This is a genomic window from Streptomyces sp. NPDC001594 (assembly GCF_042893675.1).
Classification (GTDB): Bacteria; Actinomycetota; Actinomycetes; order Streptomycetales; family Streptomycetaceae; genus Streptomyces.
The window spans coordinates 25484-48991 of sequence record NZ_JBIAVB010000019.1 but is presented as its reverse complement, the minus strand read 5'-3'; the positions used below and the strand labels follow the sequence as shown (position 1 = coordinate 48991).

18 protein-coding genes and 3 pseudogenes are annotated in these 23508 nt (G+C 74.4%); 8 read left to right on the top strand and 13 right to left on the bottom strand.

All coding sequences use genetic code 11. From position 1 onward, the window contains the following. The first annotated feature begins 215 nt into the window (after window positions 1–215). The gene (locus ACFY0O_RS31380; RefSeq protein ID WP_388952926.1) at window positions 216–1445 is read left to right on the top strand and encodes an MFS transporter; all 1230 of its coding nucleotides are present in this window, start codon (window positions 216–218) and stop codon (window positions 1443–1445) included. 47 nt (window positions 1446–1492) lie between these two features. Here the strand turns inward: ACFY0O_RS31380 and ACFY0O_RS31375 are convergent. Next, a pseudogene (locus ACFY0O_RS31375) lies at window positions 1493–1582 on the bottom strand (hypothetical protein); the annotation flags it as partial. Between ACFY0O_RS31375 and ACFY0O_RS31370 the strand changes: the two are divergent. Beyond that, a pseudogene (locus tag ACFY0O_RS31370) lies at window positions 1544–1669 on the top strand (DUF5990 family protein); the annotation flags it as partial. The pseudogenes ACFY0O_RS31375 and ACFY0O_RS31370 overlap by 39 nt on opposite strands. 3 nt (window positions 1670–1672) lie before the next feature. Here the strand turns inward: ACFY0O_RS31370 and ACFY0O_RS31365 are convergent. Continuing rightward, a pseudogene (locus tag ACFY0O_RS31365) lies at window positions 1673–2029 on the bottom strand (TetR/AcrR family transcriptional regulator C-terminal domain-containing protein); the annotation flags it as partial. A 70-nt stretch (window positions 2030–2099) separates the two neighbouring features. Further along, window positions 2100–3119, bottom strand: a complete 1020-nt coding sequence (locus tag ACFY0O_RS31360) for an aldo/keto reductase (protein WP_388952923.1) — start codon at window positions 3117–3119, stop codon at window positions 2100–2102. 146 nt (window positions 3120–3265) lie between these two features. Here ACFY0O_RS31360 and ACFY0O_RS31355 point away from each other — a divergent pair, with 146 nt between their 5' ends. Then, on the top strand, window positions 3266–4057 hold the full coding sequence (locus ACFY0O_RS31355) for an SDR family NAD(P)-dependent oxidoreductase (RefSeq protein ID WP_388952920.1): 792 nt from the start codon (window positions 3266–3268) through the stop codon (window positions 4055–4057). Between the two features lie 78 nt (window positions 4058–4135). Here ACFY0O_RS31355 and ACFY0O_RS31350 read toward each other — a convergent pair whose 3' ends face one another. The 9 genes from ACFY0O_RS31350 to ACFY0O_RS31310 form a co-directional block, all read right to left on the bottom strand. Beyond that, complete coding sequence (locus ACFY0O_RS31350; RefSeq protein ID WP_388952918.1) at window positions 4136–5449, bottom strand: ATP-grasp domain-containing protein; 1314 nt, start codon at window positions 5447–5449, stop codon at window positions 4136–4138. Window positions 5450–5460: 11 nt separating this feature from the next. After that, window positions 5461–6732 (bottom strand): DegT/DnrJ/EryC1/StrS family aminotransferase, encoded by a 1272-nt coding sequence (locus tag ACFY0O_RS31345; protein WP_388952915.1) that lies wholly within the window; start codon window positions 6730–6732, stop codon window positions 5461–5463. Between the two features lie 126 nt (window positions 6733–6858). Further along, window positions 6859–7659 (bottom strand): SDR family NAD(P)-dependent oxidoreductase, encoded by an 801-nt coding sequence (locus ACFY0O_RS31340; RefSeq protein ID WP_388952912.1) that lies wholly within the window; start codon window positions 7657–7659, stop codon window positions 6859–6861. Further along, on the bottom strand, window positions 7656–8402 hold the full coding sequence (locus tag ACFY0O_RS31335) for a cupin domain-containing protein (RefSeq protein ID WP_388952910.1): 747 nt from the start codon (window positions 8400–8402) through the stop codon (window positions 7656–7658). The genes ACFY0O_RS31340 and ACFY0O_RS31335 overlap by 4 nt, the downstream gene beginning before the upstream one ends. Then, window positions 8402–9568, bottom strand: coding sequence for a 2-deoxy-scyllo-inosose synthase (locus ACFY0O_RS31330; protein WP_388952907.1), 1167 nt, complete (start codon window positions 9566–9568; stop codon window positions 8402–8404). The genes ACFY0O_RS31335 and ACFY0O_RS31330 overlap by 1 nt, the downstream gene beginning before the upstream one ends. A gap of 97 nt (window positions 9569–9665) precedes the next feature. Next, window positions 9666–10982 (bottom strand): FAD-binding protein, encoded by a 1317-nt coding sequence (locus ACFY0O_RS31325; RefSeq protein WP_388952904.1) that lies wholly within the window; start codon window positions 10980–10982, stop codon window positions 9666–9668. A 185-nt stretch (window positions 10983–11167) separates the two neighbouring features. Then, on the bottom strand, window positions 11168–12301 hold the full coding sequence (locus ACFY0O_RS31320) for a polysaccharide deacetylase family protein (protein WP_388952902.1): 1134 nt from the start codon (window positions 12299–12301) through the stop codon (window positions 11168–11170). Then, a complete protein-coding gene (locus tag ACFY0O_RS31315) occupies window positions 12298–13107 on the bottom strand; it encodes a phytanoyl-CoA dioxygenase family protein (protein ID WP_358893444.1) in 810 nt (269 codons plus the stop codon). Before ACFY0O_RS31315 ends, ACFY0O_RS31320 begins: the two co-directional genes overlap by 4 nt. 97 nt (window positions 13108–13204) lie before the next feature. After that, window positions 13205–13441 carry a hypothetical protein gene (locus ACFY0O_RS31310; RefSeq protein WP_358893445.1) on the bottom strand — a complete coding sequence of 79 codons (237 nt, stop codon included), beginning with the start codon at window positions 13439–13441 and terminating at the stop codon, window positions 13205–13207. Between the two features lie 303 nt (window positions 13442–13744). Here ACFY0O_RS31310 and ACFY0O_RS31305 point away from each other — a divergent pair, with 303 nt between their 5' ends. From ACFY0O_RS31305 to ACFY0O_RS31285, 5 genes are all read left to right on the top strand, one after another. Further along, window positions 13745–14977, top strand: a complete 1233-nt coding sequence (locus ACFY0O_RS31305) for a helix-turn-helix domain-containing protein (RefSeq protein ID WP_388952898.1) — start codon at window positions 13745–13747, stop codon at window positions 14975–14977. 345 nt (window positions 14978–15322) lie between these two features. Continuing rightward, window positions 15323–16513: an acetyl-CoA carboxylase biotin carboxylase subunit family protein gene (locus ACFY0O_RS31300; protein ID WP_388952896.1), complete on the top strand. Its 1191-nt coding sequence runs from the start codon at window positions 15323–15325 to the stop codon at window positions 16511–16513. Beyond that, entirely contained in the window at window positions 16510–18366 is a 1857-nt protein-coding gene (locus ACFY0O_RS31295; protein WP_388952893.1) for a phenylacetate--CoA ligase family protein, read from the top strand. Before ACFY0O_RS31300 ends, ACFY0O_RS31295 begins: the two co-directional genes overlap by 4 nt. A 92-nt stretch (window positions 18367–18458) precedes the next feature. Next, a complete protein-coding gene (locus ACFY0O_RS31290; RefSeq protein ID WP_388952890.1) occupies window positions 18459–20378 on the top strand; it encodes an ABC transporter ATP-binding protein in 1920 nt (639 codons plus the stop codon). Next, on the top strand, window positions 20375–22243 hold the full coding sequence (locus tag ACFY0O_RS31285; protein ID WP_388952888.1) for an ABC transporter ATP-binding protein: 1869 nt from the start codon (window positions 20375–20377) through the stop codon (window positions 22241–22243). The genes ACFY0O_RS31290 and ACFY0O_RS31285 overlap by 4 nt, the downstream gene beginning before the upstream one ends. An 84-nt stretch (window positions 22244–22327) precedes the next feature. Here ACFY0O_RS31285 and ACFY0O_RS31280 read toward each other — a convergent pair whose 3' ends face one another. After that, the gene (locus tag ACFY0O_RS31280; RefSeq protein ID WP_388952885.1) at window positions 22328–23491 is read right to left on the bottom strand and encodes a hypothetical protein; all 1164 of its coding nucleotides are present in this window, start codon (window positions 23489–23491) and stop codon (window positions 22328–22330) included. Window positions 23492–23508 lie beyond the last annotated feature (17 nt).

Sequence of the window (23508 nt, the reverse complement as noted above, 5' to 3'; positions counted from 1 at the left end):
CCATGACACCCACAACTCTGGACCGAGGCGGACTGCGCCGACACCGTGGAGGCCATCACAAGCGTCGGCGGGGCACGCAGCAATGGGGCACAGTCATGAGCGGCATGACCAGGGCCTCAGCCAGGCGGCTCGGCCTGAGATTCGAGGAAGGTCCCGGGGCGGGGTTCGTCTCCGGCCAGGTCATCTACGTAGCGGACGGGCCGGTGGACTGAAGGATGAGCCGCCGCATTGTCCTGGTCCTGGCTGTCACGTGCGCCGTGGCGGTGGGCAACATCTACTTTCCGCAGGCCATCGGGCCACTGGTCGCCGCCGGTCTGCATGTGTCGCCCGATTCGGCCGCTGCGGTCGTGACCGCGACACAGATCGGCTACATGGCCGGGATGGTCTTGTTGGTGCCGCTTGGTGACCGGTTCCCGCACCGCTCGTTCCTCGTCGTTCTCCTCGCCCTGACCGGTCTGGCACTGTTCGCTGCGGGTTGCGCACCGGCTCTGCCGGCGCTCGTTGCCGCCAGCACCCTTGTCGGCCTGACCACCGTAGGTGCGCAGATCGTCGGCCCCCTGGCGGCCGGTCTCGTGGCCGCCGACCGCCAGGGAGCGGTGATCGGCACCCTGCTGAGCGGATCGACCGGCGGCATGCTGCTGGCCCGGACCTTCAGCGGCACGCTCGGCGAGTGGCTGGGCTGGCGGGCTCCCTACCTGGTCGCCGCGGTCCTGGCCCTGCTCCTCGCCACCGTCCTGATGTTCGCGGTGCCGGCCACGATCCCGTCCTCCCGCCAGCGGTACGCAGCGCTCCTGGCCGAGCCGCTGCGCCTGCTGCGCACGGAGCCGGACCTGCGCCGCTCGTGCTTCTACCAGGCGACCGTGTTCGCCGGGTTCTCCGCGGTCTGGACCTGCCTGGCACTCCTGCTCACCGGACCGGCTTACGGGCTGGGTGCCCAGGCGGTAGGAATGATCGCCCTGGTCGGGGCAGCAACCATGGTCTGCACCCCGCTCGCCGGCCGTTTGGCGGACCGCTACGGCCCCGACCCGGTAAACCTGGTCTGCATGCTTGGCGTCCTCGTCTCGGCCGCGATCCTCGCCATCGGTGCCCGGGGCGGCGCGCTGGGTCTGGCCGCCCTGATACTCGGCACGCTGCTCCTCGACACCGCGATGCAGTCCGGCATGGTCGCCAACCAAGTCCGCGTGTACGCCCTGCGCACCGACGCCCGCAGCAGGCTCAACACCGCCTACATGACCTGCGCCTACCTGGGCGGCAGCGCAGGTTCCTGGCTCGGGATACGCGTCTGGAGCCAGGCCGGCTGGTGGGGCGTGTGTGTGCTCGTCGCACTGCTTGCCGTACTCGCCCTGGCCCGCCACCTGCTGGCGCTGTGCAGGTCCGAGAAAAGCCCGGCCAGGACCCGTGTCAACGGGCGCAGGCCAGGCGCCGCGGGCCGGGTGAAGGCATAGCGGCCGAGGAAGTCGATGTGGTCGTACTGGAGCGGGGAGAGCCGGGCGAGCAGTTCGTCGGTGACAGGAAAGCCGTCGGCGGCGAGCTGCTTGACGGCGGCCTGCTGATCGCCCGCCTCGGCCTGACCGACGCCCACGGCCACCCCCTCTGCGCCGCCGTCCGACCCCCGACCGTCACCTGGTCGGCCCGGCCGACGCCCCCCGGTGATCCCGTGATCCCGTGATCCTCAGGAGGCGGGGAGGCCGGCGAGCAGCCCGTCCACCAGGGCCCGCAGACCGTCCTCGTACGCGTCCTCGGCGGTCAGTTCCGCCCAGCGCCCCGCCGCCTGCGCGAGACGGGGCAGTTCCCCCGGGTCGAGCTCGGCGAAGACCTGCTCCCGGTACGTCTTCCGGTCGTCGTCGGCGCGCCGCCGGGCCGCCGTCGCCCTGACCACGATCTCCCCGGCGGTGTAGTACCGGATCGCCCGGTAGCCGTGCACGGCCCTGTCGAGCGGGAGACCGCACGCGACCAGGCCGTCGACGATCTGCTCCACGAACCACAGCGCGGACGTGGACATCAGGTCGTCGGCGGTCAGCACCTCCACATGAACCCCCCCACCACCGACCTCGTGCCGGACCCCCTCCGCAACGGCACCCGCCTCGGCGGGCGCACCGTTACCACCTGTGGTGGACCTCCGCCCGGACGCGGTCGTCGTACAGGGCTTCCAGAGCCCGCAGCGTGCCGTCGGGCAAGGGGGGCAGCTGGGCGGCCGCCGCGTTCGCGCGGGCCTGCTCGACGTTGCGGGCGCCCGGGATGACCGTCGTGACACCGGGCTGCTGGAGGACCCAGCGCAGCGCGGTCTGGGCCGGGGAGGCGCCCGCCGGGGCCAGCGCCGCGAACTCGGCCGCGGCGGCCACCCCGTTGGCGTAGCCGACCCCGGAGAAGGTCTCGCCCACGTCGAAGGACTCCCCGTGCCGGTTGTACGCCCGGTGGTCGTCCGGAGCGAAGACGGTGTCGTGGCGGTACCGCCCGGAGAGCAGGCCGGAGGCGAGCGGCACGCGGGCGATCACGCCGACGCCCGCCTCCGCCGCCGCGGGCAGGACCTCCTCCAGGGGCCTGCGGCGGAACACGTTCAGGATGATCTGCACGGTCGCGACGTGAGGGCGCGCGATGGCGGCCAGTGCCTCCTCGCAGGTCTCCACGCTCACGCCGTACGCGGCGATCCGGCCCTCCTCCACCAGGGTGTCCAGCGCGTCGTACACCGCCGCCGAGGAGAACACCGGCGTCGGCGGGCAGTGCAGCTGCACCAGGTCGAGGGTGTCGACGCCCAGGTTCGAGCGTGAACGGTCGGTCCAGGCGCGCAGGTTGCCGAGGGTGAACTGCGCCGGATCCTGCACCCCGCGCCGGCCCGCCTTGGTGGCCACGCACACCGCGCCGGCCCCCGCCCCGTCCCGGCCGAGCTCGCGCAGGAACCGGCCGATCAGCCGCTCGCTCCTGCCGTCGCCGTACACGTCCGCGGTGTCGAAGAAGGTGGTTCCGGCCGCGTACGCGCCGCGCAGCACCCCCAGCGCCTCCTCCTCGTCCACCCGCCCCCAGTCGGCGCCCAGTTGCCAGGTGCCGAGACCGACCACGGACAGGCTCCGACCGAGCCGGGGCACCGCCCGGTGCTCCTGCGTTCCGGTTGCCCTTGACATCGTCACCGCTCAACGCCCCTTTCCGGCCATCACATTGCCAATGTTGCCAAGCCTGGACAAGATCTTGCCTTCCTTCGTATCGTTCATGGCGCCCGCCTGCCACGGCGAGCCGGCCGCGGCCGGACCGCGACACAAGGAGGTCGACGATGCGCGTATCCGGAGCCACCGTGCTGCTCACCGGCGCGTCCGGGGGAATCGGGCGCACCCTCGCCCGCCGGCTCGCCGCGGCGGGGGCCGACCTGGTCCTCACGGGCCGCCGGGCCGACACCCTCGACGAGCTCGCCCGCGAGACGGGCGCCCGCGTGGTCGCCGCCGACCTCGCGGACCCCGGCCAGGTGGCCCGGCTCGCCGAGGAGTGCCCGGACACCGACGTACTCGTGGCCAACGCCGCGCTCCCCGCCAGCGGAGACCTCCTCGACTACAGCCCCCCGCAGATCGAGCGCGCACTGGCCGTCAACCTCCACGCCCCGGTGCTGCTGGCCCGGCTCCTCGCCCCGCGGATGGTCCGCGAGGGCCGGGGCCACCTGGTCTTCGTCGGCTCGCTGTCCGGCAAGGCCGCCACCCCGTACTCCTCGCTGTACACCGCCGCCAAGTTCGGCCTGCGCGGCTTCGCCCACAGCATCCGCCTCGACCTGGCGCCCCACGGCGTCGGCGTCTCCCTCGTGCAGCCCGGCTTCGTCGGCGAAGCCGGGATGTTCGCGGACACCGGCGCCGAGGTACCCGGAGGGGTGCGCACCGTCTCTCCCGGCCAGGTCGCCGACGCCGTCATCCGCGCCGTCCACGACAACCGCGCCGAGACGGACGTCGCGCCGGCGGGGGTCCGGCTGCGCTGCGCCGTCGCCAACCAGTTCCCCGGGTTCGCCGGCCGCCGCAGCGGCCGGGCCGGCGTGCCCGACTCCGTACGGCACATCGTCGAGGCCCAGCGCGCCCTGCGCTGACGCCCGGCACCGCTTCCCGGCCCCGGCCCCGGCCCCCCCCGCTCCGCCCCGCCCGCCGGGCCGGACCGCTGCGGGGCGTCACTCCACCTCGTACACCAGGTCCCGCAGCTCGTCGACGACAGCCCGGTCGCGCAGCAGGGCCCGCTCGTCGGCCCCGGCCAGCAGCACCCGCAGGGGACTGGACATCAGGTCCGTCGTGGGCCTGATCCGCTTGCCGGGGCCGGAGCGCAGCGCCACCGCGTACACCGACGGCAGGGCGGCGATCTTGTCGGCCACCGCGGTGTCCACGCTCCGCACCGTCCCGTCGAGGGCGGTCGGCACCTCGTACACGGCCGCCGCCCGCAGCCTCCGGTAGGTGCCGTCGCCGTACCGCCGGACGAAGTCACCCGGATCGGTGTAGGCGTGCGCGACCAGCCGGGCCACGTCGGTGCCCAGCACCTCGCGGTAGAAGTCCGGGATCATCGCCCCGTTCATCCGCGCTCCGATCTCGACCAGCGCCGGGCCCCGGGGCGTCAGGATGATCTCCGCGTGGCTCGCCCCGTGCCGGATCCCGAGCGCGTCGAGGACCGTACGGACATAGGCGCGCAGAGCGGGAACGGGGTCGGCGTCCGGGTCGAGCAGGACGGCCATGTCGTAGATCTGCCGCCCGCCGCCGATCGACTTGCGGCGCGACTCCCACACGTCGGCGAGGTGGTGCCGGCCCTCCGCCGACACCGAGTCGACCGAGAACTCCGGTCCCTCCAGGAAGGACTGGACGAGCACCTCGGTGTTCCGGCCGCCGAAGACGTCCTGCGAGCCGAGCACGCGCCGGGCCGCCTCCTCCGCCTCCTCGGCGGAGCGGCAGATGTACACGTTGTCGGCCGAGGCCGAGGACAGCGGCTTGACCACGACGGGCAGGGTGCCGAGCGCCCGCGCCCAGTCGCCGACGGCCCGCGCGGAGCCCGACTTGAACTGCTCGGCGCAGCGGATGCCGGCCGCGCGCAGCGTCTCGATCATCTCGTACTTGTCGCGCCGGGCGGCGGAGCGCGCCGTGCCGTTGGTGGCCAGGCCCAGGCGTTCGCTGAGCGTGTCGGCCAGCCGGACGCCGGGCTCCTGGCCCGGGACCACGGCGACCGGGCCGAGCGCGGCGAGGGCGGACACGGTCGCGTCGACGGCGGCCTCGTCCGGGCACACGAACCACTGCGCGTAGTCCTCGGGCCTCGGCGGCACCATCCCCGGATGGGGTTCGGCGGAGCTGAGCACGTGCACGGCACGGTATCCCCGCTCGGCGAACGCCGAGACCAGGGCGGGCGCGTTGGAGTAGCCGTCCACGATCACGACGGTCCCGGCGAAAGCAGAAGCAGAAGCAGAAGTAGGAGCAGAAGCAGAAGCGGAAGCGGAATCAGAAGTCATGGTGTGGTCCCTCACGTGGGTTGCGGACGGGAGAGCGCGCGCCCGAACGCCTCGGCGATGTCGTGCATGTCCGCGGCCTCGCCCAACAGGGCCGCGTGGTGGAAGGTCAGCCACGACCGGGCCGCCCGGCGCGCGCGGGGCAGGTCGTAGCGCCCCGGGTCCAGCCGCGCGAGGTGACCCGCCCCGAGGGCGAACCGCGGCCGGGTGGCGGGGGCGTACAGCGGGCTCGCGTACAGCGGCGCGTACACGGGCCGCACGTGCAGCCCGAGTTCGGCGGTGACCGCCTGCGCGACGGCGGCGGCCTCGACACCGGGGAACGCCTCGCCGGGCAGCTCGACGGCGTAGCCGAAGTAGGTGCGCGCCGTCGTGCCGACGGAGGTGTCCTGCGGCCGCAGCCCCTGCGCCGCCATCAGGCCGTCGAGGAGCTCGGCGTTGCCGCGACGGACGGCGTTGAGGGCGTCCAGCTCCGACAGCTGGGCGCTGAGCAGGGCCGACTGGAACTCCGACAGGCAGCGGTTGCTCCCCATCAGCTCGCCCGTCTCCACCAGTTCCGGCAGCCCCACCGCCGGCGGCCGGACGGCCCGCGCGCGGCCGTCCGCCCGCAGGTGCTCGATCCGCCGCGCCAGCACCGGGTCATCGGTGACGGCGGCGCCGCCCTCGCCGCTGGTCAGCACCTTCGTGTGGTGCATGCTGAACGTGCCGACGTCGCCGAAGGTGCCCGCCTTGCGGCCCCGGTACGTCGCGCCGTGCGCCTGCGCGCTGTCCTCGACGAGGGCCAGCCCGTGCCGGTCCGCTACCGCGCGCAGCCCGTCGAGGTCGGCCAGGGCCGAGTACAGGTGCACCACCACGATGGCCTTGGTGGCAGGGGTGACGGCGGCCTCCGCGGCGGCCGGGTCCAGGCACAGGGTCCGCGGGTCCACGTCGGCGAACACCGGCACCGCGTTGACACCGAGCACCGTCGAGGCGGAGGCGGCCCAGGACAGGGCGGGCACGATCACCTCGTCCCCCGCTCCCACCCCGCACGCCTCCAGGGCGGTCATCAGGGCCGCGGTACCGCTCGCGGTGGGCACGCAGTGACGGGTGCCCAGGTATGCGGCGAACTCGGCCGCGAACCGCTGTTCACGCGTCGGACCGCCCCCGTACGGGCTGGCGATCGACCAGCGGTCCGAGTGCAGTACGTCGAGCAGCGCACCGGCCGCACCCGCGGCCGGCCGGGGCCAGCGCGGCCACGGCCGACCGCCGCGAACCGGGGGTACCGCGTGCGGGGCTGTGTCCGTGCCCATGCGAAAACCTCCTCGTGGAGCGGTGGGAAAGGGAGCGGGAAGACGGGAGACGGGGAGAGGCAGGGAGAAGGAAGAAGCGGGAAGAAGGGGGAGGCGGGAAGAAGGAAGGGGGACGAGACGGCGGCGCTAGAGCAGCCCGCGGATCGTCCCGCCGTCCACGCCCCACACCGAGCCGGTGACGAAGGAAGCTGCGTCCGAGGCCAGGAAGACGATCACCCGGGCCACCTCGTCCGGCGTGCCCATGCGCCCGAGCGGCATCTGACGCTTGCCCAGCTCGTGCTCGACCGCCGCCCGGGCGTCCCGGCCGTGCACGTCGCCGAGGGTGTCGGCGAAGCCTCCCGGCCGGGTCCACAAGGGGGTCCACACCGGCCCGGGGGCCACCGCGTTGACGCGTACGGCCGGTCCCTCCGACAGCGCGAGGCTCTTGGTGAGGCTGAGCAGCGCCACCTTGGACACCTGGTAGTCGGCCGGGCCGGCCTCCGGCTGGCGCGCCAGGTCGGAGGCGTTCGTGACGATGCTGCCGCGCCCGCGGGCGCGCATGCCGGGGAGCACCAGCCGGACGGCCCGTACCGCGCTCAGGAAGTTGATCTCGAACGTGTCGAGCCAGTCCTCGTCCGTCAGGTCGTCGAACCCGCGGGCCCGGCACTGCCCGACGTTGTTGACGAGGACGTCGGCGTGGCCGCCCAGGGCGTCGAGCGCGGTGCCGACCGCGTCGGCCACACCGTGCGCGCCGGACAGGTCGCCGGGGACGCCGGTGACCTCGGTGTGCTCCGACAGCTCCTTGACGAGGACGGCCAGCTGCTCGGCGTCCCGGTCCAGGAGGGCGAGCCGGGCCCCGGCGGCGGCCAGTTCACGGGCGGTCTCGGCACCGATGCCGCCGGCCGCGCCCGTCACGAGCGCGGTGCGCCCCTCCAGTCCGAGCCTCATGCGACCGCCACCTCGGTGCTGATCACCCGCAGCGGACGGTCGCCCGTGTTGACGAGCAGGTGCCGGTACGCGGGCGGTACCGCCACCGACAGTCCGGCACCGCCCGTGTACTCCTCGGTGCCCGTGGCGATCGAGGCCTGCCCGTCGAGGACGTGCAGGACGATGGCGAGGTCGGCGGGGAGGCTCTCCTCGACCCGGCCGCCCGCCGGGACCTCCAGCAGCCGGAACCGCCGCCAGGAGCCGGTGAAGTACGGGGTGAGGTCCACCGCCGCGATCCGAGGGCCGGCGCCCGGCCGGCCGTCCGCCGCCGGCAGCAGGTCCGGTACGTGGAGGAGCGCGGGGCGGGCCGCGGGCCCCTCGCCGGGGAACACCTCGGTCACGAAGAAGTGCATGTCCTCGTCACCGCGGTTGGCGATGGAGTGCGCGGAGCCGATGGGCGTGGTGACCAGGTCGCCCGCACGGACCTCGATCTCCTCGCCGTCCATGGTGACGACGGCCCGCCCGGAGACGATGTAGTAGATCTCCTCGGTCCGCAGGTGGACGTGCTCCCCGACGGATCCGCCGGGCTCGACGACCACGTACTCGACGCAGTTCCACTCGCCTTCCAGGTGCATGCCGTTCATCAGCATCTTCCAGCGGCACACGCCCTCCCCGCCGACCTGGCGGTGGGTGGTGGCGGGGCCGGAAGTGTCGTTCCAGATCGGGCCGAAGGGGCGGCGCTCGCCGCGGACGACGGTGGCCATCAGGCACCGACCAGGGCGTAGTGGTCGCTGAGCACGGACTCGATGCCGAGGCGGACGGTGTCCTCGTCGACCTGGGTGATCAGCTTGCCGCCCGGGCGGTGCGCGCGGCCCAGGGCCTCCAGGAGGATGAAGTCGAGCGCCCCGGAGCGGCCGGGCACGTACCCGCGCTTGTTGTCGAGGCGGACGACGTCCAGGACCGCGTCGGTGCCGAGTTCCGCCGGGAGCCGGGTCGGGGCGCCGTTGAGCTCCAGCAGGCGGCGGTGGGCGAGTTCGTCCGACAGGTCCAGCAGGCCGAGTTCGCGGGACATCCGGGCGGCCGCGAGCATGCCGATCCCGATGGCGTAGCCGTGCCGCAGCCGGCCGCCCGTCAGCAGCTCGGCGGCGTGCCCGGTGGTGTGGCCGTACTCCAGGACCAGCGCCTCGTGCTTCTCCGTGTGGTCCTCGCGCATCACGGCCGTCTTCGCGTCGACGCACAGGTCGATGAAGCGGGTGAGCACCTCGGGGGTGTACCGGCCGTCGGTGCGCAGCAGGGAGGCCACCTCGTCGTACCGCTCGGGCACGATGCCGAGCACGTTCTTGATCATCTCGCAGAGCGCGGAGCGGATCTCGTCGGCCGGGAGGGTCTCCAGGAAGTCCAGGTTGTTCCAGACCAGGACCGGAGCGTGGAACGTGCCCAGGTGGTTCTTGCCGCAGCGGGAGTTGACCGCCTGCTTGAGGGAGAGCACGGAGTCCGACATGCCGAGCAGGGTGGTGGGCAGGTGCACCAGCCGGATCCCGCGGAAGAGCAGCGCGGCCAGCAGTCCGGCGACGTTGCCGATGACGCCGCCGCCCAGGGCGACCACGACCGACCTGCGGGTGATGCCGCTCTTGAGGGCCTGCTCGGCGAGCCGGTCCAGCGCGGCGAGGTGCTTGCGGGTCTCGTCGGCCTCCGCCGACAGGACCAGCGTCGGTGCCACCGAGGAGAGGGCCAGCTCGGCCGCGGCCACCATGGCGTCGGGCAGGCCCGCGTCGGCGATGACGACGAAGCGGTCGGCGTCCAGGCCGGCCAGCCGGGCACGCAGGTCGTCCCACGCGCTGTGGCCGTGCCGGACGTGGAAGTCGTAGCGGACGTCGCCGAAGCGGACGACGCGGTCGAGTCCGGCGGTCCGTCCAGACAGGGCGGTCATGTCAACTCCATGGGTGCGTAAGGGGGGTGGAGGGTGGGGGGCGCCGGTGTCGGTGCACCGGATCCGATGGGCAGAACATTGCCAGACGTGATCCCCTCTAGGCAATATTTGGCAACAAGGGATTCTGGATCCTGGCAACGAGAGGCAAGGGCCCGGCGGCGGCCGTGCGCAGACGGTCCGTCAGCTCGTTGCCGAACACCCGCCCCGGGTCCAGTTCGTCGGCCAGGCGCGCGAAGTCCGCCGCCCGCTCGTACAGGGCGACGAGGCGCTCGGGGGAGAGCAGCGTCACCTTGCCCCAGTGCGGGCGCGCGCCCAGCGGCAGCAGCGCCTCCTCGACGGCGGCGATCGCGGGAGCGACCCGGTCGGGGTCCTTGACCCAGGTGAAGTGGAAGGCCGCCGCGTCCCGGCGGTAGGCCGGGCTCAGCCACAGCCCGTCCGCCCGTACCGTGCGCACCTCCGCCACGTGCAGCAGCGGTGCCAGGACGTGGCCGATCCCGCGCAGCGCGGCGAACGCCCGCGCCGCCTGCGACCGCGGCAGGTAGTACTCCGACTGGAGCTCGGCCCCGGCGCCCGGTACCAGCTCCGGCCTGAAGTGCGGCAGGCGCTCGAACCACGGCCCCGGACGCCCCAGTTGCCCGGTGCTGGAGTCCGCGGGCATACCCGGCACCGGGTGCAGGGGCCGGTCGGCGGGCCTGCCCCCCGACCAGCCGCTGTCCGCGCGGCCCACGCGCCGCTTCAGCCACACCGCGGCCCCCTCCGACCGCCAGTCCGTGAAGGCACTGACGCTGTAGGCCGCCGCGAAGACCTCGTCGAAGCGGGCCGCGATCTCGTCGAGCGGCACGTCGACACGGACCTCCTGGGCCACGTCGAAGGCGTCCTCCAGGTCGAGGGTGACCCGGGTGACGATCCCCAGGGCGCCCAGCGCGACCACGGCGCCGTCGAAATCGCCGGGGCGGCCCTCCCGGTCGAGCGTGACGGCCGAGCCGTCGGGAGCGATCAGTTCCAGCCCGCTGACGGCGGCCGACAGGCAGCGGTTGCCGTCGCCGGAGCCGTGGGTACCGGTGGCCACGCTGCCCGCCACCGAGATGTGCGGCAGCGAGGCCAGGTTGGCCAGGGCGTGGCCCGCCCGGTGCAGGGGACCGATGATGTCGGCGTAGCGCATGCCGGCGCCGACGGTGACGGTGCGGCGCACGGAGTCGATCTCGAACACCGGCGGCAGCCCGTCCAGCCGGACCAGCTCGTGCCGGCTGTCCGCGACCCGGCTGAAGGAGTGCCCGCTGCCCAGCGCGCGGATCCGCTCCGCGCCGGCGACGAGCGCGCGCAACTCGGCGAGGGAGGTGGGCCGGTGCAGTCGGCGCGCCCGGTAGGTGAGGGTGCCCGCCCAGTTGGTGGCGGGCGCGGTCGTAGTGCGCATGGACACCTCGTGTCATGAGGCGGCGCCGGTCACGACGCCGCGGGGATGCGAACGGTCGTGCGGATGAAACGGTGCGGGGGCGGCGGTGGAGCCCGTACGGCAGCAGCGGTGCAGGCCCGTAGGGCAGGAACGGCGGAGCCCGTACGGCAGCGGTCGTACGGGCTCCACCGGCCGGAGGGGGCCGCCTACGCCGCCCGGATCGCCGCCCCCGCCCCCCTGCCGGCCCGCGGCGACGGGCGGCGGGCCGGGGCGGGGTCCGGGACCAGGCCCGGGGTGAGGCCGCTGACGGTCACGAAGCGGTACCCGTCGGCCAGCAGCCGTTCGATGACGACCGGCAGCGCGGCCACCGTCTGGGAGCGGTCGCCGCCACCGTCGTGCAGCAGGACCACCGACCCCGGCCGCACCCCGTCCAGGATGAGCCGGGCTATGGTGTCGGCCCCCGGCATCGTCCAGTCGTCCGGGGCCACGTCCCACAGCACCACCCGCGAGCCGGCTTCGGCGAGCCAGCCGAGCACCTCGGGCGTACGCGCCCCGTACGGGGGCCGGAACAAGGCGGGCGCCGGCCCGCCGGAGGCCTCGGCCACGGCCTCCTGCGTGCGCTGCACCTGCTCGCGCAGCTGCGCGCGGGTGAGTTCCGGGAGGAAGGGGTGGGACCAGGTGTGGTTGGCCACCTCGTGCCCCTGCTCGCGCATCCGGGCCAGTTCCTCGGGGTGCCCGCGCGCGTTCATGCCCACGCAGAAGAAGGTCGCCGGCACGCCGTACCGCTCCAGTACGTCGAGGACCTGCCCCGTGTACGGCGGCAGCGGGCCGTCGTCGAAGGTGAGCGCGACCTCGCGGCACCCCCTGTCGCCGTGGCTGAGGACGGTCCCCGCCCCGGTGAGGCGGGCCAGGGCGTGCTCGCTCGACGAGATCCAGGACTCCAGCTGTCCCTCCCGGCCGGTCTGCGTCCCTCTCGTGCGCACCAGCCGGGTCAACGACGCCCGCGCACGGCGCCCCGCCTCGGCGAGGTCGCCCGCGCCGACGGAGCCGAACAGCGGCCGGTCCGGCAGGACCTGCGGGTCGGCGCGGTGCACGGTCAGCCCGGCGGCCATCAGCCGGCCGTCCAGGATCCCGTTGGTGCTCTCCACCACGGTCACCAGCCCCGGCCCGAACCCCGCCAGATACGCGATCATGTCCTCGGCCCGGCGCGGGGCGAAGGCGACGGGGGAGCGGACCGGGCGGCCGTCGCCGTCCAGGACGGCGACCTCGTACCCCGTGGAGTTCCACGCGATCCCGGCGTACGGCACGGAGCCCGGCGCGCGGCCCGCGGCGCCGTTCAACGGGCCGGTCCGTACTCGGTGAAGTGGCGCTCGGCGAACAGCTCGGGCCACTGCGGGCCGCCGAGGCCCAGCTCGCGGGCGCGGGCGAGCATGTGCCGCCAGTAGGGCTTCACCGGCGGCCACACGGTGCGGGTCGAGCAGTAGGAGGCGTCCACGAAGTAGCGCGGGCGGCCGGCGCCGTCCGGCTGCGGGCGCCGGGCGTGGAACAGCGCCGAGTGCAGCAGCACCGTGGAGCCCGCGGGCAGGGAGTCGAGCACCGTCTCGCCCGGCAGGCGGTCGGTGCCGCGGTGGGCCAGGGCCCCCTTGACGGCCGGTGCCCGGTGCGATCCGGGCAGGACGGCCAGGGCGGAGACCTCCGGGTCCAGACCGTCCAGGTAGTGCAGGGCGTGGATCATGGGCGCGCTCCGGTCGGTGCCGGGGCCGCGCTCGTAGTCGTGGTGCCAGGCCTTCCCGGGCACGTCGGGCGCGTGGCGGTCGCTGTGCAGGTGGTGGAAGACGAACGCGCCGTCCATCAGCTGCGCCATGAGCGCCAGCAGCGGCGGATGGGCCACCAGCTCGCCGTGCGCGGGCAGTTCGAGCTCCATCACCTCCGGGGGGCCGTGCCGTTCGGGTTCGGTGGTGGAGGCGATCGAGCGGGCCCGCAGTCCGGCGTCGACCCAGCGGTCGACCTCGGGACGCAGCCGGGCCACGAGGCCGGCCGGAAGGAATGCGGGCAGGACGAGGTAGCCGTCACGCTCGAACAGCTCGGCCTGCTCGGGCGTGAGCCGGGGGCCCGCCGCGAGCGCGGCGGACGGTGGGGGCGTCATGGTGTCGGGACTCCGTTCTGCTGATGCGGTGGGCAAAGTGCTGAGCGGAAAAGGGCACAGAAGGGCGGAAAAGGGTGGGCCGGGCCGACGCGGCGGTTCAGGTACGGACGGTGACGGTCGGCCAGTCGATGTCGCCGGCGCGGCCGCCGGACGTGCCGTGCGCGGCGAGGCGGGTGCCCGGCGCGGGCCAGTCGATGCGGGGGCCGTCGGCCACCGTCGGCATGTCGTTTCGGCCGGGCGCCGGCCAGTCGATGACATCCGCGGCAAGTACCGCGGTCGTGAACGCGAGGGCGACAGCAGGGCCTATGAACAGGGAGCGAGCCAGGTTGCTCATCATTTCTCCAAGGCAGAGAGCGCAGGGGGAAGAATGCCGCGAAAGGTCGGCGATGTGGTGCTGGCGGCTGAAACGAACCGTACCGAGGACGAGCGGTCTAGGCAACATATTGCCAAACTCTGGCAAGTCTAGACCATCTAAGGTAGCCTGTTGAGAAGATGTCCGAGAGTAGGACGGGCAAGGGGTTGCCTCACGGCTGTGCCATCGCTACAGTGCGTGGCGTGGCGTCCCCTATTCGAGGAGCCACCGGAATTTACGTTCGTCGGGGGAATACCGTTAACTGCCCTGAATATTGGAATTCGGATGATGGAACAGCCGCTATTCGGTCGGCGTCTCAAAGAGTTGAGGCTCGCGCGTGGACTCTCGCAGGCGGCTCTCGCGGCCGACGGGATCTCCACCGGTTATCTGTCGCGCCTTGAGTCGGGCATGCGGCAGCCCACCGAAAGGGTCGTCGCCTACCTCGCGAAACGGCTCGACGTCGACCGGAGCGCCTTCGAGGTGCAGTCGGGGAGCACGTCCCTCGCCCAGGCCCTGACCATCGTCTCCTCCACGGACAGTGACGAGGCCGTCGAACTGCTCGTGACCGCCCTCGACCACGCCGAGGGCGGCGATCCGCTCCTGCGCTGGCAGGCCCTGTGGCTCATCGCCCGCCGATGGCGGCGCCTGGGCAACAAGGCCGAGGAACTCGCCTGCCTGGAGGAGCTCGACACCATCGCGGAGGAGCTCGCGCTGCCCGAACTCCGCTGCCGCGTGTGGGCCTCCCTCGCCCGGTGCCTGCGCTCCTCCGGGGACGTGCACCGGGCCATCGAGATCGCCGGCAAGGCCGTACGGCTCTCCAAGGAGGTCCACCTGTCGGTCTCCGACGTGAGCCTCGCCCTCATGGCGCTCGTCGCCGCGGAGGCCGAGGAGGGACGCCTGCCCGACGCACGGGCCCACGTCGACGAACTCGTCGAACTGGTCGACGGCGTGGGCGGCCCGCTGCGCGCCGAAGCCCTCTGGTCGGCGGCGACCGTACGCTTCCGCCAGGGTGACCAGGACGCCGCCCGCGCCTTCCTCGAGCGGGCGATCGACGGCCTGGACGGCCGGGCCGACCTCACCCTGTGGGTGCGCCTCCGGCTCGCCGCCGCCTCCCTCTCCCTGCAGAGCAGCCCGCCGCTGGTCGACTCCGCCCAGGAACGGCTGGCCGAGGCGGAACCGGCACTCCGCTTCGTCGGCACCCCCCTGCTCAACCAGGAGCTGCTCACCCTCAAGGCCCACCTCGCCTTCGAGCAGGGGCACTACGACGACGTCCGCGCCCTGCTCGACGAGCTCCACCAGGACGAGCTGTGGCTGAGCTACCGGGACCGGATCCGGCTCGGCGTGCTCGAAGGCAGGCTGCTCATCCTCGAGGGCCGGCTGGACGAGGGCCTGGCCCAGCTCAAGCAACTCGGCGACGAGGCCCGCCGCGCCGCCAACGTGGACCTCGTCGCGGAGATCTGGCGCATCCTCGCGGAGGCCCTGGAGGACGCCCGCGCCGCCGCACCCGGCGCACCCTGACGGAACCGGCCGGCGCACCGGCCCACCCACCGGCCCCGGGGCCGCGGACCCCGGCGTCCGCGGCCCCGGGGCCGCTTGCGTTGGGCCCGTCTTCGCCGTGCGCGCCCACCACGCCCCCCAGATGTTGCCAACCACTTGGCAAACTATTGCCTAGGCTGCCGCGGCCCTGTTACGTTTCCGGTGCGCACACGGCGCCCGGCGTCCGAGCGTCCGGCACCCGCGCCTCCTGCCACCGGCACCGCCGCCGGCCGGCCGCGCCCGTCGCGGCCCTCCGCCCGGCCGCGCTGTCCGACGTACCGCCGAAGCGTCCGCCGAAGCCTGCCGCCGAGCGCGTCTGGAGCCGACATGAAGATTCTCGTGCTGCACCAACTCCCTTACTCCAAGGCGGAGTACGCGACCGCCATCGACCACGTCCGGCACGACGTGACCTACATCGGCCATCCCGGGCGGCTGGCCGACCTCCCCACCGGACTCCGCCGCACCAGCATCGAGGTGCCCGCCGCGGAGGAGTTCACCGAAGGAGTCCTCGCCCGTACGCACCGCACCGACGGCTACCACCAGGTCGTCTCCCTCTCCGAGTTCGGCGTCCTCGCCGCCCCCCGCGTCCGGGCCCACCTGGGCCTGCCGGGCCCCGGCATCGACCAGGCCCTGCGCACCCACGACAAGGTCCGCATGAAGGAGGCCCTCACGCGGGCGGGCATCCGCTGCCCCCGCTTCGCCGCCGCACCCCCGCCCGCCGGCGGCCGGCTCCCCTGGCGGGGCCCCACCGTCCTCAAGCCGCGCCGCGGCACCTGCAGCCAGGGCGTGACCGTCTGCGCCGGACCCGCGCAGGCACTGGCCCGGCTGCGCGCGCTGCCCGACCCCGACGCCTACCAGCTGGAGGAGTACGTGGACGGGCACATCCTCCACGCCGACGCCCTGGTCGTCGCCGGCCGGCCCCGCCACTGCGTCGTCAGCCGCTACGTGGGCACCCCCGCCCGCTACGCCGCCGGCCACCCCCTCGGCTCCGTGCAACTCCCCTCCGACCAGGCCCGCGACGCGTACGTGGCCCGGGTCGTCGACGCCCTCGGCATCACCGCCGGCACCGTCCACCTGGAATTCTTCGAGACCCCCGACGGCGAACGGGTCTTCCTCGAGATCGCCAACCGGATGGGAGGCGCCGGAGTGGTCACGGCCCACCTGCGGCACACCGGCGTCCACCTGCCCTCGCACGAGATCGCCGCCCTGCTCGGCACCGCCCCGCCCGCGCCCCGGCCCCCCAGCGGCCGCCACCACGGCTGGCTCGTCGTCCCCGGCCACTCCCCGGGTCCCGGCTTCCGGCCCGCCCCCGGCCTCCCGCCCGCGCTGCTGGAGCACCGCTGCGTCGACCGGGTGCACCGGCCCGCCCCCGGCACCCCGCCCCCCACCGCCGTCACCTACCACGAAGGCCAGGTACCGCTGGCACTCGAGGTCTCCCACCCCGACCCCGCGGTCCTGGAGGACTTCCTCCACACCTGCGCCGAAGCCCTCGCCCCCCGCCAGGAGGCCGTCGCATGACCCCCCGTCACCACCCCACCGACCTGCTGATCACCGTGGGCCGGGTACAGGCGGACCTCGCGGCCGGACCCGGCACGCGGCCGTCCCTGCTGCTGCGCGCCGCCGGCCTGGAGCCGCTGTCCGCCCTGTTCGACGAGGACGAGCTGACCGAAGGCCTCGACGAACTCCTCGACGGCCTCGCCCAGTACCCCTGGCAGCCCGTCGTCGACAGCGACGACGTCTACGCGTACGCCCCGGCCGGCACGATCGTCGTCGACGAGGCCGACCGGCCCGACGCCGCCCTGCGGGCCCTGCTGCTGGGCTGGGCCTTCGGCAACGACGTCGTCATACGCGCGGGGCAGGAGCGGCGGCGCGCCTTCTGGCGCGACCTCGCCGCACTGCTCCACGGTTACGGCAGCCCCCTGCCCGCCGCCCGCGTCGTCCCGGCCGGAACCCCCGCCGCCGGGGTGACGGTCCACGTACCCCCGCCGGTCCCGGTCCCCGCCGGAGCCGGGGCCTCCGTATGGCGGCAGGACTGCCGCTCCGACTGGGTCACCGCCCTGCGCACCCGGACCTACCTGCCCGGCACCACCCTCGCCCGGGCCCGCGCCGCCGAGGACCCCGCCGCCACCGGCCGCCTCGACGCCCGGCTGCGCTACCTCGTGCACCGGGCCCGCAGGGCCCCGTACTACCGCGACCTGCCCCCCGTCGCCGCACTGGCCGACCTCCGCCACCTCGGCGTCCTGGAGAAGGAGGCGCTGACCCGCCACTCCCCGCCCCTCGGCCGCGGCCTGTCCAGCGGGGCACCGCCCAGCGGCGAGGTGCTGCGCAGCGGCGCCACCACCGGCACCCCGCGCTACATCGTCTACGGGCGCGCCGACTGGAACAACATGGTCCGCGAGGCCCTCCCGCTGTTCCGGGCCATGGGCCTGCGCCCCGGCGACCGGCTGGTCAACACCCTCTTCGGCGGCGACCTCTACGGGGGCCTGACCACCACCCTCACCGAATTCACCCGCATGCCGGTGGAGTGCTACACCACCGCCCAGTCCGTGACCGCCGCCGGCCTGACGGCCCTCGTCCACGGCTTCGGGGTCAACGCCCTCATCGGCGTCCCCGCCCTCATCATGCCGCTGCTGCGCGAGGCGTACGCCCTCGACCCGGGCCTGCGCCTGGAGAAGATCCTCTACCTCGGCACCGCCATGAGCCCGCAGGACCGCGACTGGCTGCGCACCCACCTCGGCACGCGCACCGTCTCCAGCGTCCTCGCCGTCAACGACGGGGCCCAGCTGGGATACCAGTGCGCCGAGCTGGGCGGCGCCCTCCACCACGTCAACGACGACTTCAACCACCTGGAGGCGGTCGACGAGCACGGCGTCCCGGTCCCCGACGGCCAGGCGGGCGACCTGCTGGTCACCACCCTCCAGAAGTTCGAGGCCCCCCTGATCCGCTACCGGGTCGGCGACCGGGGACGGCTGTTCCACCACGACTGCGCCTGCGGGGTGTCGGGCCGGGTCCTGGAGTACCACGGCCGGGCCGACGGGGTGATCCGCGCGGCGGGCCAGGTCGTGCTGCACGCCGAACTGGAGGCGGAACTGGCCTGTCTCGGCGTGTCGCGGGTACAGGCCGAGATCAGCTCCCGGTCGGGCCGCGAGGTGCTCACCGTGCGCACCGAGTCCCCCTCCCGCCCCGATCCCGCCGCGGTGCGCGAGCGGCTGGAGCGCGCGTTCCCCGCCCTGGGCGCGGCCCGCCCGGCCGGCGGAGCCCTGGCCGCCGTCGAACTGCGCGTGGAGTGCCTGGCCGAGGGCGGGCTGGCCCGCAGCCCCGTCAGCGGCAAGGTGCGGCCGGTCGTGGACCTGAGGCTGGCCCCGGCGTGAACCGGCCCCCGCACTCCCCGTCCCCACCCCCCAACACCACGACACCACCCACACCGAGCCGACTCCGACCGGATCCGAGGGGGACCACCTCCATGAGCACACCGATCGCCGGAGCCCGCCGCCGAGCGCGGCGCTGGCTCGACATCGCCGCCCTCCTGCGGCACGTCCCCCCGGCCCTGCGGCTGGCCGCGCTGCTGCTGAACCTGCTGCTGGGCCTGCTGCCCCTCGGCTTCGTCGTCGCCATGAGCGTCACCCTGCAACGCGTCCCCGACGCCGTCGCGGGCGGCCCGGCCGGCGCGTGGGGCGAGCTGACGGCCGTCCTCGCGACCGCCGGCGCGGCGTTCGGCGCGCAGCAGGCCCTCGCCCCCTTCCAGACGGCCACCGGCGAGCTCGTCGTCCGCCACGTGGACCAGTGGTGCCGGGGCGAGCTGATGCGCGCGGCCCTCGCCGACGCGCCCGCCATGGCCCTGGACGACCAGCGGCTGCTGGACCGGCTCGACGCGGCCCGTGAGGCCTTCGACCGGGCCTCCGCCTCTCCTGGCGACGCCGCGGCCGGCCTGCTCGCCCTGATCGCGCGGTACGTACAACTCGGCGGCGCCGTCGCCCTGGTGGCCTGGGCCGTCGACCCCCTCGCCGCCGCCGTCATCGGCGCGACGGCCCTCGTCATCCGCTGCGGCCAGCGCGGCTCCCTGGGCGCGTTCGGCGACTTCTACGACTCGATCACCGCCGACAAGCGCAAGGCCGCCTACGTCAAGAACCTCGCCACCGGCCCGCAGGCCGCCAAGGAGATCCGCCTGCTCGGCCTCACCGGCTGGCTGCGGGAGCGGCACCGCACCGAGACCATGGCCTACCTGACCCGGATGTGGCAGGGCCGCCGCCGGCTCCTCGGTCGGCCCTTCGTGGTGCTCGCCCTGGTGGGTCTGGCCGGCGGCGCCGTCGCCCTCACCCGCCTGGCACTGGCCGGCGCCGACGGCGGCCTGACCCTGCTCGAACTGGGTGTCGCCCTCCAGGCCGTCCTCATCCTGATGCGCTTCGGCGTGTACTTCCCGGAGGCCGACGTACAGACCCAGTACGGCCTGATCGCCCTGGAGTCGATGCGGTCCTTCCGCACCGGCGCCCGCGCCCTGCCCGCCCTCGCCCCGGACCGGGGCCTGCGGGCCGACCTCCTGCCGCGCCGGTCCGTCCGCTTCGAGGGCGTCGGCTTCCGCTACCGGCCCGACGGCCCCGCCGTCCTCGACGGCCTCGACCTCGAACTGCCCGCCGGCACCTCGACCGCCGTCGTCGGCCTCAACGGCGCCGGCAAGACCACGCTCGTCAAGATGCTCACCCGCATGTACGACCCCACCGAGGGCCGCATCACGGTCGACGGGCACCCCCTCACCGACATCGCCGTCCGCGACTGGCACCGGCGGCTCGCCGTCATCTTCCAGGACTACGTCCGCTACGAACTCAGCGTCGCCGACAACGTGTCCCTCGGAGCCCCCGACGCCCCCGCCGACGACGAGGCGCTGCTGCGGGCCCTGCGCCGGGCCGGCGCCGCCGAGGCCGTCGAGCGCCTTCCGGACGGACTGCGCACCGTGCTCTCCCGCCAGTACCCCGGCGGCCGCGACCTCTCCGGGGGCCAGTGGCAGCGCATCGGCCTCGCCCGGGCCCTGCACGCCGTGCACGCGGGCGCCTCCGTACTCGTCCTCGACGAGCCCACCGCCCAGCTGGACGTGCGCGCCGAAGTCGCCTTCTTCGACCGCTTCCTCGAACTGACCCGCGGACTCACCACCGTGATCATCTCCCACCGCTTCTCCACCGTCCGCCGGGCCGACCAGATCGTCGTCCTCGACGGCGGCCGCGTCACCGAGCGGGGCACCCACGACGAACTCGTCGCGGCCGGCGGGCGGTACGCCGACCTCTTCCGCCTACAGGCGGAGCGGTTCACGGACGAACCCGGTCCGCCCCCCGCCGCCACCGGGCCCCGCGCCGCATCCGCCCCGGCCTCCCTGACGGACGTGACCTCGTGAAGAACCTCACCCACACCGCCCGCTGGCTGCTCCGGCTGGCGTGGACCACCGACCGCGACCGCTTCCTCAAGGCCGCGGCCCTGCTCGCGGCCGGGTACCTGGCCACCCCGGTCGTGGCGGTCGGCCTCAGCGCGTTCACCGACCGCCTCCTCGCCGACGACCTCACCGTCGCCCTCGCCCTGGCCGGACTGATCGCCGCGGCCCTGGTCATGGAGCTGATGCTCGGCCACTTCGCCCACCTGTTCTATTTCGAGCTGGGCGAGCAGGCCGAGTGGCGCATCAACGCCGAACTCATCGACGTCGCCAACGGAACCGACACGATCGAGTACCTCGACAGCTCCGACTTCGCCGACACCATGGCCCTGGTGCGCGAGGAGATCCAGAAGACCCGCGCCTACGTCGAAGCCCTGCTCCAGATCGCCGCCCTCACCCTGCAACTCTCCCTGACCACCCTCCTCCTCGGCTCCCTCGACCCCTGGCTGCTGCTGCTCCCGCTCGGCGCGCTGCCCCCCGTCCTCATGGGCCGCCACGCCCAGGCCCGCGTCGAGGCCGGCCGGACGGCCGCGGCCGGGCACACCCGCCGGGCCCGGCACCTGCTGCACGTCGCCACCTCTTCCCAGTCCGCCAAGGAGGCCCGGCTCTTCGGCGCCGACCGGGCCCTCGTACGCCTGCACGACGACAGCTGGCACGCCGGCACCCGGCACGTCCGCCGCGGCCAGCTCTCCGGCGCCGCCCTGCGCGCCCTCGGCCAGCTGCTCTTCACCCTGGCCTGCTTCTCGGCCGTGTACGTCGTGCTGCGCGAGGCGGCCGCCGGCGGCGCCACCCTCGGCGACGTCGTCATGGTGATCACCCTGGCCGTGCAGATCAACGTGCAGGTCGCCGCGGCCCTCGGCATGCTGTCCACCCTCCAGACGGCCGGCCGCACCGCACGCCGGCTGGACCGCCTGCGCGCCTGGCCGGCGGCCGTCCCGCCGGCGCCGCCCGCACGGCCCGCCGCGCCCGCACGGCCCGCCGCGCCCGCACGGCCCGCCGCGCCCGCACGGCCCGCCGCGCCCGCACGGCCCGCGGCGCCCGCCCCGGTGCCGGCCCGCCTCACCTCCGGCATCCGGCTGGAGGGCGTCGGATTCACCTACCCGGGCACCGACCGCCCGGTACTGCGCGACGTCACCCTCGACCTGCCCACCGGGAGCACCCTCGCGCTGGTCGGCGAGAACGGGGCCGGCAAGAGCACCCTGGTCAAGCTGCTGTGCGGGCTCTACCGGCCCACCACCGGCCGGATCCTGGTGGACGGCGTCGACCTGGCGGACGTCCCGCCCCAGGAGTGGAAGGCACGGGTGTCCACCCTGTTCCAGGACTTCGCCCGGTTCGAGCTGACCCTCCGCGAGAACGTGGGCCTGGGCGAGCTGAGCCGCCTCGACGACGACGCCCTGCTGACCGGCGCCATGCGGAGGGCGGGCGCCGGACGGGTCCCGGCGCGCGTCCCGGGCGGCCTGGACGGCGTGCTCGGCCGCGGCTACACCGACGGGGCCGAGCTCTCCGGCGGCCAGTGGCAGGCCCTGGGCCTGGCCCGCACCGCCCTGCGCGACCACCCGCTGCTGCTGGTCCTCGACGAACCCGCCTCCGCCCTGGACGCGTCCGCCGAGCACGCCGTGTTCGAACGCTACGCCGGGTCGGCGCGCGAGGTCGGCGGCGAGGGCGGGGTGACGCTGTTCGTGTCGCACCGCTTCTCCACCGTGCTCATGGCCGACCGCATCGTCGTGCTGCGCGACGGCACCGTGGCCGAACACGGCGACCACGCCGAACTCCTGGCCCGCGGCGGCCTGTACGCGGACCTCTTCACCCTGCAGGCGCGCAGCTACGGCTGACCCCCGCCGCACGCGAAGGGGCCCGTCGACCGGATCCACGGCCGACGGGCCCCTCTCGTGTTCCCGGACGGCGCCGGGCCGCGGTCAGGCCCGCAGCGGCGCCCGCGCGATGCCCGCCCGGACCGCCTCCAGCACCAGCGGGGTCAGCAGCGCCCCCACCGCCGGCAGGAGCCGCCGGGGCACGACCCGCCGGATGGCGCCCGGGCCGAGCGTGGCGAGTGCCGCGGCCGGCAGCGGGCCCGTCAGATCGAGACCGGCCCCGCCGCCGCCCTCCAGCTCGGCGGCCAGGAACCCCAGCAGGAAGGAGACGATCCACACCTCCGTCAGGACGATCTCGCTGACCCGCTCCTCCAGGAACGCCCGCTCCGGACAGCGCTCCAGAGCCGCGCCCAGAGCGGCGGACAGCTCCTCCTCGCGGACGCCGTGCCCGCGCAGGAAGACACGGGCCGAACTGCGCACCCTGCCGTCCAGGGACGACGCGTCGGGCACGCAGGCGTCCGAGTACTGGCCCCAGAAGTCGTAGTACGGCACGGTGCCCAGGCCGGTCAGGACGGTGGGCACGGGCGGCAGCGGCGCGCGGGACGGCGGCACCAGGCAGGCGGCCGAGCGGGGCCCGTGCACGCTGTTGCCGACCAGGCTCGTGGTGGTCTCGTTGTCGTGGTCGACCAGGTTCGCCACCGGCACCAGCGTGCGGACGCCCCGCGCGACGAGGTAGCGCAGCAGGGCGAGGTCGTCCGGATCGCCGTCGCGGGCCTCGGCCCGGGCGTGGTCCTCGAAGCCGCGGGCCACGCCGGCCGGCAGGACCAGCCCCACGCAGGGCACGTAGTCGTCGACCACGGGGGCCAGCTGGTGGCCGGACATCGCGGCGATCCGCAGGGCGTAGGAGGACCGCGAGCCCCATTCGGCGAACAGGCTGAGCGCGGCGTCCGGCTGTGCGGCGACCAGCGCGTGCAGCCGCTCGGCGAAACCCTCGACGGGCAGCGCGTCGTCCTGGAGCACCACCTGGTGGGTGGCTCCGGGAGCCACGGCCGACCAGGCGCGCAGGGCGGTGCGCAGGGCGTTCGGCGGCCCGTCCGGCTCGGGGTCGAGGACCACGGTGGCCCCGAGCCCGGACAGCCGTCCGGCCAGGGCGCGGGCCGCGGCGGCGCGGCGGGGATGGGCCATCACCACGACCGACAGGCGTACGGATGACGCGGCGGCCCCGCCGGACGGGGCGGGGGAGGGGTGCGGGGCGGTGGAGGGGACCAAGGCTGCTCCTCGGGTCG